The following is a 17,240-nucleotide window of genomic DNA, read 5'->3' as shown; positions in this document are numbered from 1 at the left end:
TTCAATAACCCCTTGTATTTGAAACACAAACACCCTTTATATATCTTTCAGGTTTTTTGTCAACAGGAAAGAACCCGTGAAACAGGGCAATCACATGTATGATCTTAAAACACATGAGCGTCTTGCTGAGGGACGGATTGTGCCGTTCACGCTTACGGTCACGAGCACGAGCACGTTCACGATGCCGGAAGGCAACACGTGAACGAACATGCCCAAGGGGCCCATTGAAACCCCGGGGGCCATGGCTCTCGATTGACGGCCGGTCAGTCTCAGGCGGCGCTGACCCGCTTTTTCTCTTTGCGAACTTCGGGCGAGAAGGATTCGAGGATTTTCAGCTTTTCAAGGAGGGGCGGCAGGCCTTTGTTCAACTGCCCGGCCAGATCATCGGCAATAGGCCGGATGCTCGAAATGGTCTTGAGACCGCCATGTGCCAGCAGCAGGGTTTCGACGTCCAGATTGCCGATGCGGCTCATCGTTTTGGCCATCTGCTCTTCCATGGGAACGGGGAACGGAAGAAGCATCTTCCCGTTGACGCAGAGAATCACGTCCGCCGCGTACAAAAGGCGCGCCTTGGCGTTGTAGATCACAATATCGTGGTTGGTGTGCCCCGGCGCCTCGATCACGGCCCAGTCCGGAAATCCGGGAAGCACCGTCTGGCCATCCAGGGGATAATCGTAATTCACCACACGCGGATAACAGATGTTTTCAAAGCGCTTGCCGGTGGCCCGGGCCACGTGGCAGCCGAGGATGGTGTCGATTTTATGCTGAATGCAGCCCGTCGCGCCGCGATACCAGTCGTTGATATGCCGCGGGGCGGCAAGGGGCAGGCCGTGCTTGCGACTGATAATCGGGGATCCCCCCGCATGGTCGGGATGGGCGTGGCTGGCCACCACCAGCTTCACCGACGAGATACTTCGACGAAGTTTCCTGGTGATATACTGTTCGATGGTCCGAACATCACAGCGGCAGCCGCCGTCGAGAATGAGGATCTTGTCCGGATACACGGCAAGATACATGGTGGATATATGCCCGCCCAAGACGTGGAGGGTGAAATCATCGAAAACCTTGTTCATGGCCATGCCTCGTTTCCCCGCGTTGAAGTTAAAGCTGACTTTAACATTAGGTTTATTCGCACCCCCTGTCAAGGATTATTATAATCTCATTCAATAAAATAATGACATTCAAGTCAAAGATTTTTTTGACATACCGTCGAACCGGCTTACTTTTTTAACAAGGTTACCTTCTCTCTCCCACGGCAGGCCGTCGCCTGAATCACCGTTCCTCGCCCGCATTGCAATCAACCACTATCCCAGGAGAGTATCGCAATGAATGAAAAACTAAGACACATCATCGAGCATATCGGACGTGAACATGCCGGGCATCTTTCAAAAGAGGCTCACCATTACCTTGAAGTGGATCTCGGACGACAGGCCGAATCCATGGGCTATGACGATCTGGGCCGGGCCTACCGCAACACCTGTGTGGTGGTCCCGCTCAAGGGACCGGTGGCGGGCATGAAGGTGATGATCGACGGCAGGGGATTCACGGGTTACGCGCAGTTCGAGACCGGTCTTGCCGTCCCCGAGGCCGTGGCCCGGGAGTCGGGACTGACCTATCGGCGGTTCGCACCCGGCGAAAGCATGATCCTGAACGTGTGTTAACGCCCCGGCTTTGCCGGAATGCCGTTTCGTCAATACGCTCTCAGCTTCAGCTCCAGCGGATGGGGATTCAAATAGATCTGATCACGGAGGTAGGGCTGGTCGTATTTCCGGACGAAATGATTGATCAGGGTGATGGGGACGATCAGAGGCAGAAGGCCGTTTCGGTAATGGTCGATCAACTCGAGCAGTTCCTGTTTTTCATCGGACGAAAGATGCTTTTTAAAGTATCCCGTCACATGATGAAGTACATTGACCTGCCGGGCCACCGTGGCCTTGACGGCCATGGCTTCGGCCAGCAGGGTTTCATAGACCGCGTAATCGTCTCCGATGGTGGTTCGACTGACGGCGGCCACGTGTTTGCCCATCTCTTTGTAATGTTTGGGGCTGTGGGACATGATCAGGTATTTGTGACGGGTGTGGAAGTCCATCAGGTGACGGGGATGCTTATCCTGTTCAAGAACCGTCCGCCATCGTCCGAGTACGAAAATCCTCTCGATGAAGTTCTCACGCAGACCGTCATCGGAAAGACGTCCGTCCTCTTCCACGGGAAGACTGGGAAAGGCACGGACAAAGGCCCGTGCGAACATGCCCACCCCGGTGTTGACCGGATTTTTCTTTTCGTTGTAGACCTTGACCCTGTAGAGTCCGCTGGAGGGGGATTTGCTTTTGAAGATAAACCCGCAGAGGCCTTCGGCTTCCAGTTCCCGCACGCGCCGCTCGGCCCATGAGGCCATGCGTTCGGTCATATCAATACCGCTCTGCCGGGTGATCAGGCGGGGATGCTCGGGATCACCCACCAGCCGGAGAGGCTCCCGGGGGGTGCCCAGACCGCATTCCACCTCGGGGCAGACCGGAACGAAGGTCATGAATTTTCCTAAAATGTCACGGATAAAATGATTGAGCTGATGTCCGCCGTTCCAGCGAACCTCCTGACCGAGAAGACACGAACTCACACCGATTTTCAAAGGGGTTTCAAGACTTGCGTCCATGGGGCGCCTCCGCTTGGATGACAGGTGGAAAAATCAGGCCGGCCCTGAAATGAGGCAGGCCGTTCGGGTTGGGTTGCCCCATGATAACAAACAGACACAAAAAAAACAGCTTGAAACCGATCACGCCCGTATTATGTTTCTAATTAGAACTGTGAATGGTAACGGAAGGATGGACCGGGATGGTCCCGGAACGACTTCGAAGCCGTCAAGCCTGGGGACAAAAAGGAGTGTTTTATGAGTCATACCACCATGAACTCACTGGTAGATCTTCGCCTGACCCTTGGCTGGGAAAAAAGCGGCATCCGTCATCGCGACACCTTTTTCGCCGACGAAGCCAATCTGTACCGGGACCTTTTTCCTCCGAGCGTCAGCGAACGGTTGCTTAACAAACCAAAGGGTGAGACCCGGACGTTTGACTTCGAACCCGGTGAACTTATCGAACCCTATTCGGAAAAACGGATTCACAAGGTCCGCCATGGGGACGTCGACCGCAAACGGATTCCCGTTCCGGCCACAGGCCTTCGAAAGGGCCGGGTCTATCCTAAGGGGCTTCTTCGCGGCCTTGTCGGGGTATTCAGTGAAAACGTCACCCCATTCCGGGTCCGGGATCTCGACGATCACTTTGTGTACGCGGATTTCAACCATCCCCTTTCCGGCCTTCCCCTCTCCCTTACCGTTGAGATTGTGGACGTCAAACCCAAACGGCCCGAGAGGGGCGGCATGGCCACGGACTGGCTGGAAACGGCAGGCACGGGACCCGGGATCCAGAGCCGGATCAACGGAGCCGGCACCGATTTTTTTTCAGACCGGCCCTTTGAACGGGACGATACGGCCCCGGATACGATTTTTTACGGAAAAAAAAGGCTGGTCAGCCATATCGATGAACTGGCCCGGCAAAACCTGGCCGACCTTTACGGCCGCTACCTGAAAAATGGAAGCCGTGTCCTGGACCTGATGAGCAGCTGGCAGTCCCACCTGCCCGACGACCTGGACTTTGAATCCCTTGACGGACTGGGCCTGAACCCGGAAGAACTCGAGCACAACCCCCGTCTGACCGGACGCCTCGTGCACGACCTGAACCTCAACCCGGTCACGCCGTTTGCGGACCGAACCTTCGATGCGGTCATCTGCTCGCTTTCCGTGGAGTATCTGACCCGTCCCTTCGAGGTGTTCCGGGATGTGGCCCGGATCCTGAAACCGGGCGGACAGTTCATCGTGACCTTTTCCAACCGGTGGTTTCCGACCAAGACCATCCGTCTGTGGCCGGGACTCCATGAATTCGAACGCCTGGGTTTGGTCACGGAATACATGCTGGAAACGGGCGCGTTCGACGCCGTCGAAACCGCCTCGTTGAGGGGCTGGCCCAGACCGTATACGGATGATTACTTTCCCGGAATCAAGCTTTCCGATCCGATTTATATGGTCCGGGGCCTGAAACGCTGATCGGCACCCGCGCATTTGGCATCGAGTCCTCCCTTTTGACCACAATCCTGCCGGGACGGTTTTTACGTTCCGGCAGGAACCCTTTCGTAAAATGCCTTATAGTCACGTAAAACGTCATCCCATGACGGCAAAGAAAAATACTCGAGTCAAAGCGTCGCGAATCCCTATGAATGCTGAGTACTTGGGTACGCCACAACGACGAGGGCTGACTCACAACGCTTAAAATCGGACGTTTTACGAAGCCGTCATCTTGACTTTCAGGGAAACATGTTGTTAACCTGTCCCGAAATCCGGGGGCCGGAGGGCTTGCGGCCACTGTCCCGGACACCGCCACGGCAATCGGATCGGATGCGCCCGTACCGGCAACCCTGCAACGCCGGTCCGCCGTGATGCCAGACCATCTGGACCCACACAACGGCCGGACAGGATGATGTCCCCATGTCACTAACCATTTTTCAGCGTCTGACGGCAGGCTATCTCGTGATCATGCTGATGATCCTGGGATTTGGCGGATACACCGGCTTTCAGCTGAACCGCCTGTCCCGGATCACCCATCGGGCCGCCGTAGCCGACAGTGACGCCATCACCCTCACCGAATCGTTGACCACCCGTCTTCAGGTCATGCCCGCCCTCGAAAAGAAGTACTGGATTTCCGGCGACCGTGATTTTATGAACCTTTTCATCAAACGCAACGGGGAATTCCAGGCATTGCTGAACGATTTGCGGCCCCTGCTCTCCCACGGCGACGCCGTCGACCACCTTCAGGCGGTGACGGACCTCAACCGGGAGTATCTTGAAACGGTGCGAACCCTGTCCGATGAAAACCACCCCGGCCCGTCACAGGACGATCATCTGATGCGAAACCAGAGGATCGACGCCATGTCCGCCCGCATCGACCTGATCCGCCTGTCCGTCAACCGGGCTCGGCACGAAACGATTATCCTGTCCCAGACCATCAGCACGCGGGTGTTCTGGGTGAGCATGGCACTGGCCGCCGTATGCATCGCCGTCGGCCTTGTCGTGTCCCTCCTGACCACCCGGAGCATCGTTCATCCGATCCTGGAACTTCAGCGCCGCACCCGGGATATCGCGGCCGGTCAGTTCCTTCCCATCCGATCTCCCTCAGCACCGCCGGAAATCCGGCACCTGGCCGATGATTTCAATGTTATGAGTGAAAAACTCAACGAAGTGGACATGCTCAAGGAAGATTTCATCAGCCATCTGTCCCATACCCTGAGAACCCCGCTGACATCGATCTGGGAAGCATCGGGTATGCTTCTTTGCGGAACCTTCGACCAGAACCCCGACAGCCGGCGACGACTTCTTACCATTGTCCGGGACGAATGCGCCCGGTTAATCGCTTCGGTCAACCGGCTTCTCGACCTTTCCCGCATGGAAGCGGGCATGATGGATTACCAGTTCGGGCGGGTCAGCCTCACCGATCTGATCAACACCGCAGTGAACAAATTGGGTCCCATCGCCCAGTCTGGGTCGATCGCTCTCGGCACCGACCTGACGCCGGATCTGCCCGAGGTATCGGGAGATCCGGAAACCCTTACCCAGCTTCTGGACAACCTCATCGGCAATGCCCTGAAGTTCACCGAACCCGGTGGAACCGTCACGGTGGCCGCCGCCCGGACCGACAGCCCGCCCGGCGGCATCTGCGTCTCCGTCAGGGATACGGGCTGCGGCATCGAACCGGAGTACCTGGAAAATATCTTCGAGAAGTTCAGACGCATCGAAAAACGAAAAAACACGGTCCGGGGCACCGGCCTCGGTCTTTCAATCGCCAAGCACATCGTGGCGGCCCACGGAGGAAACCTATGGGTGAAAAGCGAAAAAAACACAGGCAGCACCTTTTATTTTTCCCTGCCCTTGTCATGATCGCCGCGGTGCAGATCATGACCGGATGCCACAGTCTGTTCGAACGGCCGCGAACCGCCTCCTGTGCGATGACCGGGCCGCCTCCGTCCCGGTCGGCCGATACCGCAACGGCCCCGGTGCCGGCCGAGGTCCTCGGACCCTTTCACTGTGAGTCCCTGCGGCTCGATCTGGCCGAAGAGGCGCTGGACCGGGGGCAGGCCGACGCAGCGTTCAGTATCCTCGCCAAGGCCCTGAACAGTGAAGAAACACGCAAAGACGGTTTCGCGGATCGGGCGCTGGACCTCCTCGTCCGGATACTCACCCACCCCGGAAAAGATCCCGAAAAAAACGCCCCGTCGCTGACCTGCTTTACCGATCTTGCCGGCACACGGCCGGAAACAATCTTTGGACCGGCCTCGTCCTGCTGGCTGACGCTGGTAAACACCGCCGTGATACAGCACCAGGAACTCCAGAGGGTCAAACAGGCCCTTCGCAGCCGGAACCGGCGCATCCAGGGCCTGGTCAACCAGATCGAACAGCTCAAGGCCGTGGATCTCGAAGCCGTGAACCCCGAACCCCATGGCGCGACACCATGAATCAAATGACCCGACAAGACCCTCCGGCCACCGTCCTGACGGTCGATGACGACCCAAGTATCCTGAGCGTGATGGGCATGCGCCTTGCTTCCGGCGGCTTCCATGTTCTTTCCGCTTCAGGGGCAAAGGAGGCCGTCGCTCTGGCCCAAACCCACCGCATTGACCTTGCCGTCATCGATTACATGCTCGGCGACGACGACGGTGTGGCCCTGATGGAAAAACTCCACCAGCTCCAAAAAGGTCTGCCGGTGATCATCCTGACGGCCTACGGCACCATCTCGCGGGCGGTGGACGCCATGAAGCGCGGAGCCGTGAACTATCTGGCCAAGCCCTTTGACGGGGAAGCGCTGATCGACCTGATCACCCAGTGTCTGAAAGACAGGGCCGGAACACAGCCCCTGACCGACGCCCTCGATCCCGGTGACAGCCGTGGCATCTACCGTCGTATCATCGCCCGGAGCACGGTCATGGAAGACCTGATCGACAAAGTACGACAGGTGGCCCAAACCGATTCCAACGTCTTTATCGAAGGGGAAAGCGGCACCGGAAAGGAGCTGATTGCCCGATGCCTGCACGCTTCCAGCCGCCGCAAGGAGGGCCCCTTTATCGCCATCAACTGCGCCGCCATTCCTGAAAATCTGATGGAAAGCGAGCTTCTGGGTTATGAAAAAGGCGCCTTCACCAGTGCGGACCATCGTCGGGAGGGCCTGTTCGCCCGAGCCCAGGGGGGCAGTTTTTTCTTCGACGAAATCTCCGAACTGCCCATGCCCATGCAGGCCAAGCTTCTTCGTATCCTCGAAGAGCGGGAGTTTTATCCCCTGGGCGGAAACCGTACGGTCAAGGTCGACGTCCGGATCATCGCCGCGTCGAACCGCAATCTGGAAAATCGAATCAGCGAGGGGCTTTTCCGTGAAGACCTGTATTACCGGATCCGGGTGATCCCCGTTGTCCTCCCTCCCCTTCGGGAACGGACCGATGACATTCTGCCCCTGGCACGATTTTTCCTGGAAGAATTCAGCGAGAAGGCCGGAAAAACCATCAGGGATTTCGCCCCCCCGGCCATTTTAAAACTGATGGAGTCTCCCTGGCCGGGCAATGTGCGGGAGCTGGAAAACACCATCGAATATGCGGTGGCCATGGCCCGGGGGCCGGTCATCACGGCGGATTTGATCGATATTCCCATGGCGGGGAAATTCGCTCCGCCCTCCCTTCGCCGTGCCAAGGAAACCTTTGAAAAAGACTATCTGATCCGACTGTTGGAAATGAACGGCGGCAATGTCAGCAAAGCCGCCGATATGGCGGGCAAATACCGGGCCGATTTCTACGCTCTGCTCCGCAAGCACGGCCTGGCCCCCACGGACTTCCGGAAACGATGAGCGGGCCCTGACGGGCTAAAGGCCTTAATCCCTTGTGCCGATAAGATAACAAAACCATGAGGAGTGTGTCTTATCGGACCTTTTATTCAAAAAACCCTGCGAGGCCTGGTCACAGCGGCTGCCTGCCTTCTCCTGTCCTCCCCGGCCCAGGCCGTTCAACTGGGTGACCCCGGCGTGTTTTCTGGCCTGGTCGAAAAACTCTGTCCGTCCCTTCGGCCTGAGCGCTTCATCGCCTTCACCGATTACGACACGCGCCATGACGAAACCCTCCGCCATGCGGGCCTGACCTATTTCAACTCACACCCGGACCTGGTGGCGCGCATTCAAAAGGACCTTGACAGCCGGCAGGTCAACTGGCATCTGGAAACCCTGTCCCACCGTCTGGCCTACGCTCCCGAATCCCGCGCAGACGTGGCCGATGCCTTTACCCTGTACTGCCGGCAAGCCGTCGATGAACTGCTTCGGCTGACGGGCCACGACAATCCCATCAGCACCATCTCGGCCCTGACCGATCCCAAACCCGCCGTTTCCGACGGCAGGGGTATCCGGGTGTTCATTGTTCATGACCTGGTCCGGGAGTACACGGCCCAGTACCTGTTCAGCGGCGGTGACGACAAACAGGTGATGATCGATCTTTCGGGCCGCATCCCAATCAACGAGGTCGGGTCTTATTCCAGTTTTCTGGAGTATTCCGGCGAAACAAATCGATGGACCTTCAGCCGGTCGCCCTATTCGATCTGGAAAAGCGCCTCGTCAAACCCCTACACCGTTCTGATGACGCCCCTTGAAGAAACCCTGCACATCCTGCTCCGGGAACACACGGAAAAAGCCATCATCGCCGCCCTCAGCCGGAAGAACGGCCCCTTGGGAACAGACGAACTCAAGGCTCTGATGGAACCCTTCATGGCGGTGGAGGAAGCGGTGGTGGGAGGGCTGGCCTACGCCCTTATTCCCCAGGTGATCACCCCGCGCATTCCCGATCTCTCGCCGGAATGGATAACGGCCGATTTGACCACCAAGGCCGGATTCCATAAATACCGATACCTCGGCCGGGGTATCGAACTGGTCGCGCATCTGGGCCTCAAGGAAAGCATCGCACTGTATGCCCGGGATCCCGGCGCCGTCCGGGATCTGCTGATCTCACCCTCGACCCTCTAAGGCTCTGAGGTTAGGGTGATGGAAAAACCCTTCACCCTGAATGGCCGTCTGTCGGCCCGTTTCAAACATCGGACCTCTTTCCTTCACCCTGATTGAAGGGTTTTCCCTTCACCTCCGGATGTTACCCACCAATTGATAATATACAAGACACTGAAAACAAGACGTATTCTCATTCATGTCTTTCATGGCACACCTGTTGCTATTCTTTCGGCAATCCCTATGGACCCATGGGGCCGGGCGCATGAGGCGTCCGGTTTATCACGTCGAAACGACCAAGCAACCAAGGAGGATAACCATGAAACATTATCTCGCATGCACCCTGACCCTTTTCACCCTGATCCTGACCATCACCTTCGCAGGCACCGGTTTCGCCGGGACCGAAAGCGCGGACATCGACCAGCCCATGGTTCAGGCCCAGGACGACACCGCCGATCTCGATGTCGCCGGCATCACCATTTCAGGAACCATCAACGAGTCCAACCAGCTGATCGACCTCCAGGGCAAAGCCTTCGAGCTGTCCGACAACACCGATGAAGGCCTGGAAGTCAAGGCCCTGGTCGGCCAGAAAGTCGAACTCAAGGGTACCGTTCTTGACGAAGAAGGTCAGCAGATCATGGAAGTTCTGGAATACCGTCTTCTGGAAAAATAACACCCCGCCCTGCCCGGGAAGGGGTTTGCCCCTTCCCGGGCCTTTTCTCTCCCCCGTCCATTTTCCCTTCACATATGATCCGCCACGGATTCGATTCGGTCACAGAGCATGTTGACGTAGCTACCCATTTCGTTGTCGTACCAGCCGTAGATCACGGCCTGGGTGATGGGGACGCGGATCAGGGTATCGGGCAGGGCTGTCAAAAGCTCTTTGGGAATACCCTGGGCGTGGGAGAGGTTGATGGCGGCGGTGGCGGTGCGGGTGTGGGTTTCGTTGCCTTCGATGACGACGGCGGCTTTGGGCATGCCGATAATGTCCGATGAGACATTCTGTTGGTCTGAATAACGAAGGTAGCCGGCCGAATCCCTGTCGGCGGTATCCTGATAGATCCCGTTGATCATCTGTCGGCGGATTTCAGGACCTTCGGGTTTTTCCTGGAGGTTCACCACAAGGATGATCAGAGAGCCGGTGGTGGTGGGAATACGGACGGATTCGGCGATGAAGCCGATGCGGCGCATGTCCGGAATCACCAGCCCCAGGGCCTTGGCCGCTCCGGTGCTGGTCAGGATGATGTTGTTCATCACGCTGCGGCTTTTTCGAAGATCGGTTTTTCCCGCCTTGGGCAGGGTGTCCAGCACGTCCTGTGAGCTGGTGGCTGCGTGGATGGTGGCCATGGAGGCGGACAGAAGAGCATCCGCACCGAAATGATTGAGCAGGGGTTTGATCATATGGGCCAGACAGGTTGTGGTGCAGGAGGCGTTGGAAATCAGGGCATGGATGCGGGGATCATAATCGTCGCCGTTGATGCCCATCACCGTGGTCACCGCATCGTCCGGCATCTCGGTATTTTTGCCGGCAAGCTTGAAGGGGGCGGACACCACCACCTTTTCCACACCGGCCAGGAGGTGGCCCCGCACGGAGCCTTTGGGATGTTCCGGAGGCAGGGAGGGATCGAGAAACTGCCCCGTGGTGTCGACCACCAGCCGGACCCCGTGGCCGGCCCATTCGATGGCCGCCGGATTTCGCTGTGTTCTGAGAAAACGAACCGTAACCCCGTCCACAACCATCGTTCCCGACGCCTCATCCACATCCCGGATCACCGCCTCCGCATTGTAGCCGTGCAGAAACCCGCTCAGATGACCGTAAGTCGAATCCCGTTCCAGGTAATGCACGATATCACCGATGGACGTGCCCACCTGCCGCCCGAGGTTGACCACGATTTCATCGAACCGTTTCCGGTACACAGACTGCCAGAGCGTCAACTTGCCGATCCGTCCCAGACCATTGATACCCAGAATTCTCTTGTCCGTCTTCATCGTTTGCCGTCTCCTTGTTTGTCTGAATGCCTGTTCGACATATCGTTCAATGCCTCAGGTCAGGACGTAGAAAAAACCCTGATAAATCGAGCCTTCCTGACCGTCGATGCTGATAAACTCGCCGCTTTCAAACGTCAGATCCCCCAGGCGGGCGACCTTGTTCTGCTCGTCGCAGACCAGATCCCCGCAGCCGACCACGCAGGTTTTCTCCAGGCGGTGGGCCACCACCGACGCATGGGAGGTAATGCCGCCCCGGGCCGTCAACAGGCCGTCGGCCGCATGGATTTCCTTGATGTCATCGGGCACGGTGTCGTTTCGGATCAGAATCAGGCAGGTTTCGGGAGACTCGCTGCGGTACCGTTCGATCTCGTCGAGAGAAAAAACGATGCGGCCGCTCATGGCCCCGCCGCTGACGCCGATGCCGTGGGCCACGTAACTGTTCTGGAACCTTTGATCCTCCACATCGAACACCGGACGTTTTCCGCCGCTGTCAAACACCATGTCCCGGGTCTGAAGAATATAAAGATCCGAGGCCTTATCGCTCTCAAAGGTGAACTCAATTTCCTGGGGGTTCCAGCCCCGGTTACGGATCAAATCCGCGGCGTAATGCCTCAGGGCCTTGAAAATCTCGGGAAAATGGGTTTCAAGGACCATGTCCGTGTCCCGCTGTTCCATCTGCTTCTGGGCCAGGGTAATGGGAAGGGTATTGACCAGCCCCGCCGCCACATCCTCCCCCTGGTTGCCGATGGTGAAATCACCCCACAACCCCAGAGTGTCGCCGGGTTTTCTGGGATTGTGGGTAAAAATCACCCCGCTGCCCGACCCGCCGGCCAGGTTGCCGAACACCATACTCTGAATGTTCACCGCCGTGCCCCAGTCGTCTGAGATGCCCAGAATCTTGCGGTAGACCCTGGCCTTGGGAAGATTCCAGGATTCCAGCACCTTGAGAATACAGACCTTCAACTGCTCGAAGGGCTCGTCAATCAACGGTATGCCCGAGTCTTCGATGAAGGCCCGGTATCTCATGGCCAGATCACGCATCTGGTCCCCGGAAAGGGCCCGCTTGAGGTGAACACCGGTTTCCTCTTTGAAAGCCTGAATGATCCGGTCAAAGGCGTCCCGGGACAAATCGAAGGCCATGCCGTACCCCTGAAGGAACCGTCGATAATTGTCCCAGGCGAACCAGGGGTTTTGGGTGTCCCGGGCCAGGGCTTCGGCAATAACCGGATTGATCCCCACATTGAGGAGGCTGTCCATCATGCCCGGCTGGGACACGGATGATCCGCTTCGAACCGAAAGGAGCAAAGGATTTCGGGGGTCCCCGTACCGTTTGCCCGTCCGGGTCTCGATCTCCCGGATATGAACCGACAGCCGGCGGTTGAAGTTCCTGTCCGCGTCGGGGTAACTGCTGATGATACTCCGGCAGCGATAAACCTCGGTGGTGATAATGAAACCGGGGGGAACGGGCCAGCCGAACCCCGTTAAACGGCAAAGGTTGATGCCCTTGTTGCCAAGGGCCACGATGCCCAGGGCCTGGGTTTCCATTTTGCCCATGTCGGCCATGGCCCGCTGGGGGTCGTAGTTGAGCAACAGCCGGAGACAGTGTTCGGGAAGCAGTTCGGCCTGGTTGTACAAGGTTGACAGAATGCGCCCCAGAAACCGGTCGAGCTGCTGAAGTCCCAGGGCCTGGGAAATCTTTTCACGGAAAAACATCTCCGGGATAAGATGGCGGCGTCTGTCGTCGTCGAGCTGGACGGCGTCCCCCATGAACCGTGCCAGAATCCGCCGGGGGTCCAGTTGGGGCAGAATCCGGTCCAGGTTGTGGGCATGGACATTGTTGAAAAACACGTTGACGATATTGCGGACCGCCTGGACAAATCCCTTGATGATATCCAGATACTGGGTGTAGGTAAACCCGCTGGAGCCCAGGGCGATGATCATCAGATTCAACTGCTTTTCAAACTCCCAGGAATGAATCCCGTCGATCTTGAGGGCATTGTCGAACAGCATCAGCCGGTTGTAGATCTGAAAAAACGTGGCCTTGGTGACCAGAGACAGGTCCAGTTCGTCGATGTAATCCTCAAACAGCACGTTGACCAGGGCTTCGAGTCGAAACGTGAGCCCCATGGCATTGAACCGGTTTTCATGGTAGGTGCCGTACATGGAGGGGATGTCCACGGTGATATGACGTTTGTGGTAGATGTCTTCCCGGGCGTCGAAGGTCTGGTCCGAAAGAATCAGGCGCTTGAGGTTCTCAAGCACGTTCAGCAGCCTGTACAGGCGGCTTTTCACCTCGGTTTCGGCAAGGGCGTCCTGAAGATCGTCCATGCCGGGAAAACCCCGGGACGAAAGCGTCTCGATGAAGGCGTCAAGGTCCGACATATCCGGCCGGTATTTTCGGCAAAGCAGATGATAAAAATGAAAGGCCAGCAGAACCCGCTTCCGATCGACCGCGCTGCCCTCCCGGACTTTTTTCATCAACGATTCGATTTGACCCAAGGTCAGATGGGTCAGGCCCTCCGTCTCTGTTCCGGCCAGTCTGCACAGATCGACCATCACGTCATGGACCCCGTCGACATAGGGCCCTTCAGGAACGACGGAGGCGTAAAGGTGGTCGGGGAGCCAGGGTTTGAGCAGGCTTACGTCTTTCCGGAACCAGAAATCCAGAAGAGTCACAAGCAGTGCGGGCAGCCTGTTGCTGCTCTCCACATGGCTTTGCTTTCTCAGATAATGGACCAGAACATCCCGGCGTCCGCAAATCTCGTCGATGTCGGTGGACACGTCCCTCAGAAGGCCCTCGGCGCCGATCTCGTTGAAATAACATGGAAACAGGCGTGCGAGCTGTTTGGCCACATGGTAGACCGGTTCGATGGGACCGGAAAGGAATCGGCTGATGTCGCGGGGGAACAGGTCCGTATCCCGGATGACGGTGCCGCAAAGGCTCAGATGAATGATTAGGGCCGATATCAGACGGGATGACCACTTGGGATTCAGGTCGATGATGTGCATCCAGATCCGGATGTTCAACAGATGATTCCGGTTGATCCGGGTGACCTGATCGCCCTTGCTCGTCTCCGGTGAGGGCGGCTGAAAGCCCAGATCGATGACCCGGTCGATAAAGTAATTGACAAAATCCAAATCATCGGTCCGGTAGATGCCCTCTCCCATGCTCAGCACGCAGTTGAGGGCCGCATCCGGATACCGTCCGACCCATTTTTTCAAAATGGGAAAGGCCTGGTCGATCAGGGCAAGCACATCGGCCCGGTTTTCCGTCGCGATGATCATCTTCATGGTTCGGTTGATGTCCCGCAACACGTCCTCATGGATCTGGCCGAGGCCGTTGATCCCCATGATATGAAACAGAAACAGAAGTTTCCACCGATGGGAAGCATGGGTTTCGCGTCCGGCCTCGTAAAGTTTTCTGGGGACATTCCGATAATTCCGGACCATGTCCGGGAAGCCGGGCAGCGCCGCAAGAGCCGCCGTCAGTTCGCGAGAATCCGGAGAATGACGGGTGAGAGCGTCGTGATGATCACGGATCAGACCGTCGATGAACCCCCGGGACACCGAATTGAAAATATCCAGAGCCTCGGGGCTGTCGGACGGTTCGAAGGTATGCTCGTGAAACCAGGCCTGAGGATCCCGGATACTCCGGAAATACGAAAAGGTCGAGGTCAGGTAGCGGGAAAGAAGACCGTTCACGCTGCCGAACCCCTCAACCGGTTGCGGATTTGCGGCAAGAAACAACTCGACAATCCGGGTCAGGGAATAATAGCTTTTCACAATATCGTCGAACACCGGGTCATCAAGGGCTAACATGGCGCTGAACGCTTCGTCGAGAACCGGCAAAAACCGGGGAAAGGCACGGCCCGACTCGCGGATGATTTTCTGAAGATAAACCAGAAGGTTGTCGGCGGCATCGGTTCTCACCGGCCCCGCATCGGATCTGCAAAGCACGCCGATAAAAATCTCGATGTAACGCCTTACCCCTTCGGGGCCCATGGGATGGTCCCGGAACAGAAAAAAATATTCCAGGGCAAAACGTCGGGCTTTTTTGATGATAAACGCGTTGTTTTTGTAAGGATGGGACAACTCTTCGAGAAAGGAACGGAATTCCTCGCGCAACCCCTCATACACGGCCATCACCTGGCCCAGAACGTCGAACCGGGGATCTACGTCCACCTCCACATGATATTCCCCGAGGTTGACCTCGAGGGCTCTGGATCTGACAGTCATGGCGGTCCCGTTGCCTTGCGGGTGCTTTTTATGAAACAGTCAGCCGTCCCTTAAGAAACGGAGGTGTCGATAGGGTGCGTCGGACGGCGACAGGGTCGGCGGATGCGGGAGCATCCGGTACGGTTTAACACGCGTTGTATCGCCCTGGCTTCAAGGGGTGATGTTGGGTTTACCTTAGCAGGAATACCGGTCTTTGTCAAAACCAGACATGGGAAATCCCAGGGCAATCGCATGCCTATCCCGAAGACCCATGGGTCATGTCCTGTGGTGAGCGGTTCATGGAACGCGGTGTGTCAACGAGGGATGCCCCGTCCTTCTTCTTCGTGTCCTTCGTGTCCTTCAGGGAGCGCAGCGACCGGGTGGTTGAAGGTTTCACCACGAAGCTCACGAGGAACACGAAGAAAAAGAGCCCCGGCTCTTTACTGCCATGACATGCTCACAGGAGCCTTGCCGTCGGCATGTCCGACTTTTCTCCGTGCATTTGTGCCTCTGTGAGAGCATTAAAACGGCGTCTCCGAAGGGGACGGTCTAAATAATGTCTCACGGAGACACAAAGTCACAAAGAGGGTGTCGTGTGCTCACGTGGTGTCTTTCTTGCCGGCACGGATGACGTGTTTGAGTCCACAGGATTGATCTGAGATCAATCCACTGAGATTCTCACGAAGGCCTTTTTTTGCTTTTCTTCAAGGATATGAAACATGCGATTGCCCTGTGGGAAATCCCAGGGCAATCGCATGTTTCATTGGCATGCCGTCGTTTTTCGGATCGGGATCGCTATCGAGCGGTGTGGAACCGACAAAAAGACAACCGGAGACATTCTAACGCCTCTTCGTCATCAATCACGAACCGTGGCAAGACCGAGCTTGGCCATGGTGTCCCGGATTGCCGTGCGGGCCTGGTCCATGATGCGGGGAACCAGTTCGGCAACCGAGGGGATATCGTCGATCCGGCCCACGGACTGGCCGATGGTCAGCATGGCTTCCTCGGCGTTGCCCTCCTGCCAGACCGTCCGGGCCCGCTCCCCGGAGATAAGCGGCAGAAGCGCGGCAAGGTCCCCTCCTCCGGCCTCGATCTCTTCGATCTTGCGGATGATCTCGTTTCGGAGGGCGCGGACCTGGAGCCCCAGACCGCCGAGCAGCGTTCGAAGGGCAAGGACCGTGTCGGTCTCGTTCTTGTCGAGAAGGGTCTGGTAGATGTTGGGATGGACACCGCTTTCTTTGGTGGCCAGAAACCGGGTGGCCATCATGATGCCGTCTGCGCCCAGGGAAAGGGCTGCGGCCAGGCTCTTGCCGTCGACCATGCCGCCGGCCGCCAGGATGGGAAGGGACACCGCCTCAGCCACCTTGGGCAGGAGAATCATCGTCGATACGTTGTCCTTGTGGGGAAAGCCCCCTTCTTCGAAACCGGCCACGGTCACCGCGTCGTACCCGGCCTTTTCGGCATGGATCGCATGCTTGACCGTACCCACCTTGTGAACCAGTTTTACGCCCGCCGCCTTGGCCATGGGAATATATTCCGGGCCCAGAAACCGGTCCACCGGCGCCCCGGCGATCTCGACGGCCTTGACCTTCATGTCGCAGCAGATGCGGAAGAACTCCTGAAGCAGTTCCACGGGCAGGCGGATTGACGGCATGGTGGTGATGTTGACGATAAAGGGTTTGTCGGTCAGCGTCCGGGTCTGTTCGATGGCCCGGCGCAGCTCATCGCCGGTGTTGTAGTTGCCGGAGGTCAGGTTGCCCATGGCCCCCGTGTTGCTAATGGCCGCCGCCAGTTCGGGTTTGGCCAGCCAAAGCATGCCGCCGCACTGAATGGGATAGGTGATATCGAAAAGCTCGGTGATTCGTGTCTTCATGGCGTTCCTCATGATGGGTTGACAAGATAATGGGTCGCTATCCGGTTTCTGCATGACAAACAGATTACACGAATCCGAAGGGCGATCAAACATTTTTTCCC

12 protein-coding genes are annotated in these 17,240 nt (G+C 57.3%); 7 read left to right on the top strand and 5 right to left on the bottom strand.

Going from position 1 to position 17,240, the window contains the following annotated elements; translation table 11 throughout:
* Positions 1–269: 269 nt before the first annotated feature.
* Entirely contained in the window at positions 270–1,079 is an 810-nt protein-coding gene (locus ACYQ11_RS06160; protein WP_459922885.1) for an MBL fold metallo-hydrolase, read from the bottom strand.
* Positions 1,080–1,325: 246 nt separating this feature from the next.
* Here ACYQ11_RS06160 and ACYQ11_RS06155 point away from each other — a divergent pair, with 246 nt between their 5' ends.
* A complete protein-coding gene (locus tag ACYQ11_RS06155; protein WP_459922884.1) occupies positions 1,326–1,661 on the top strand; it encodes a hypothetical protein in 336 nt (111 codons plus the stop codon).
* Positions 1,662–1,690: 29 nt separating this feature from the next.
* Here the strand turns inward: ACYQ11_RS06155 and ACYQ11_RS06150 are convergent, their stop codons facing one another.
* Positions 1,691–2,650 carry a YbgA family protein gene (locus ACYQ11_RS06150; protein ID WP_459922883.1) on the bottom strand — a complete coding sequence of 320 codons (960 nt, stop codon included), beginning with the start codon at positions 2,648–2,650 and terminating at the stop codon, positions 1,691–1,693.
* 234 nt (positions 2,651–2,884) lie between these two features.
* Between ACYQ11_RS06150 and ACYQ11_RS06145 the strand changes: the two genes are divergently transcribed.
* From ACYQ11_RS06145 to ACYQ11_RS06120, 6 genes are all read left to right on the top strand, one after another.
* The gene (locus ACYQ11_RS06145; protein WP_459922882.1) at positions 2,885–4,093 is read left to right on the top strand and encodes a methyltransferase domain-containing protein; all 1,209 of its coding nucleotides are present in this window, start codon (positions 2,885–2,887) and stop codon (positions 4,091–4,093) included.
* A 438-nt stretch (positions 4,094–4,531) separates the two neighbouring features.
* On the top strand, positions 4,532–5,977 hold the full coding sequence (locus ACYQ11_RS06140) for a sensor histidine kinase (protein ID WP_459922881.1): 1,446 nt from the start codon (positions 4,532–4,534) through the stop codon (positions 5,975–5,977).
* Complete coding sequence (locus ACYQ11_RS06135) at positions 5,917–6,552, top strand: ACP S-malonyltransferase (protein WP_459922880.1); 636 nt, start codon at positions 5,917–5,919, stop codon at positions 6,550–6,552. Before ACYQ11_RS06140 ends, ACYQ11_RS06135 begins: the two co-directional genes overlap by 61 nt.
* A gap of 5 nt (positions 6,553–6,557) precedes the next feature.
* Positions 6,558–7,928: a sigma-54-dependent transcriptional regulator gene (locus tag ACYQ11_RS06130; protein ID WP_459922879.1), complete on the top strand. Its 1,371-nt coding sequence runs from the start codon at positions 6,558–6,560 to the stop codon at positions 7,926–7,928.
* A 63-nt stretch (positions 7,929–7,991) separates the two neighbouring features.
* Complete coding sequence (locus tag ACYQ11_RS06125) at positions 7,992–9,086, top strand: hypothetical protein (protein WP_459922878.1); 1,095 nt, start codon at positions 7,992–7,994, stop codon at positions 9,084–9,086.
* A 295-nt stretch (positions 9,087–9,381) separates the two neighbouring features.
* Positions 9,382–9,735, top strand: a complete 354-nt coding sequence (locus ACYQ11_RS06120) for a hypothetical protein (protein ID WP_459922877.1) — start codon at positions 9,382–9,384, stop codon at positions 9,733–9,735.
* Between the two features lie 68 nt (positions 9,736–9,803).
* Here the strand turns inward: ACYQ11_RS06120 and ACYQ11_RS06115 are convergent, their stop codons facing one another.
* The 3 genes from ACYQ11_RS06115 to ACYQ11_RS06105 all read right to left on the bottom strand — a co-directional run bounded on the left by ACYQ11_RS06115 (position 9,804) and on the right by ACYQ11_RS06105 (position 17,139).
* Positions 9,804–11,051, bottom strand: coding sequence for a type I glyceraldehyde-3-phosphate dehydrogenase (locus tag ACYQ11_RS06115; RefSeq protein WP_459922876.1), 1,248 nt, complete (start codon positions 11,049–11,051; stop codon positions 9,804–9,806).
* Positions 11,052–11,105: 54 nt separating this feature from the next.
* Complete coding sequence (locus tag ACYQ11_RS06110) at positions 11,106–15,287, bottom strand: PEP/pyruvate-binding domain-containing protein (protein WP_459922875.1); 4,182 nt, start codon at positions 15,285–15,287, stop codon at positions 11,106–11,108.
* Positions 15,288–16,122: 835 nt separating this feature from the next.
* Positions 16,123–17,139, bottom strand: a complete 1,017-nt coding sequence (locus ACYQ11_RS06105; protein WP_459922874.1) for an NAD(P)H-dependent flavin oxidoreductase — start codon at positions 17,137–17,139, stop codon at positions 16,123–16,125.
* Between the last annotated feature and the right edge of the window lie 101 nt (positions 17,140–17,240).

This window comes from Desulfatiferula olefinivorans, from assembly GCF_054657895.1.
Note: the sequence above shows the minus strand (reverse complement) of the source record. Positions and strands in the feature narration are given on the sequence as shown.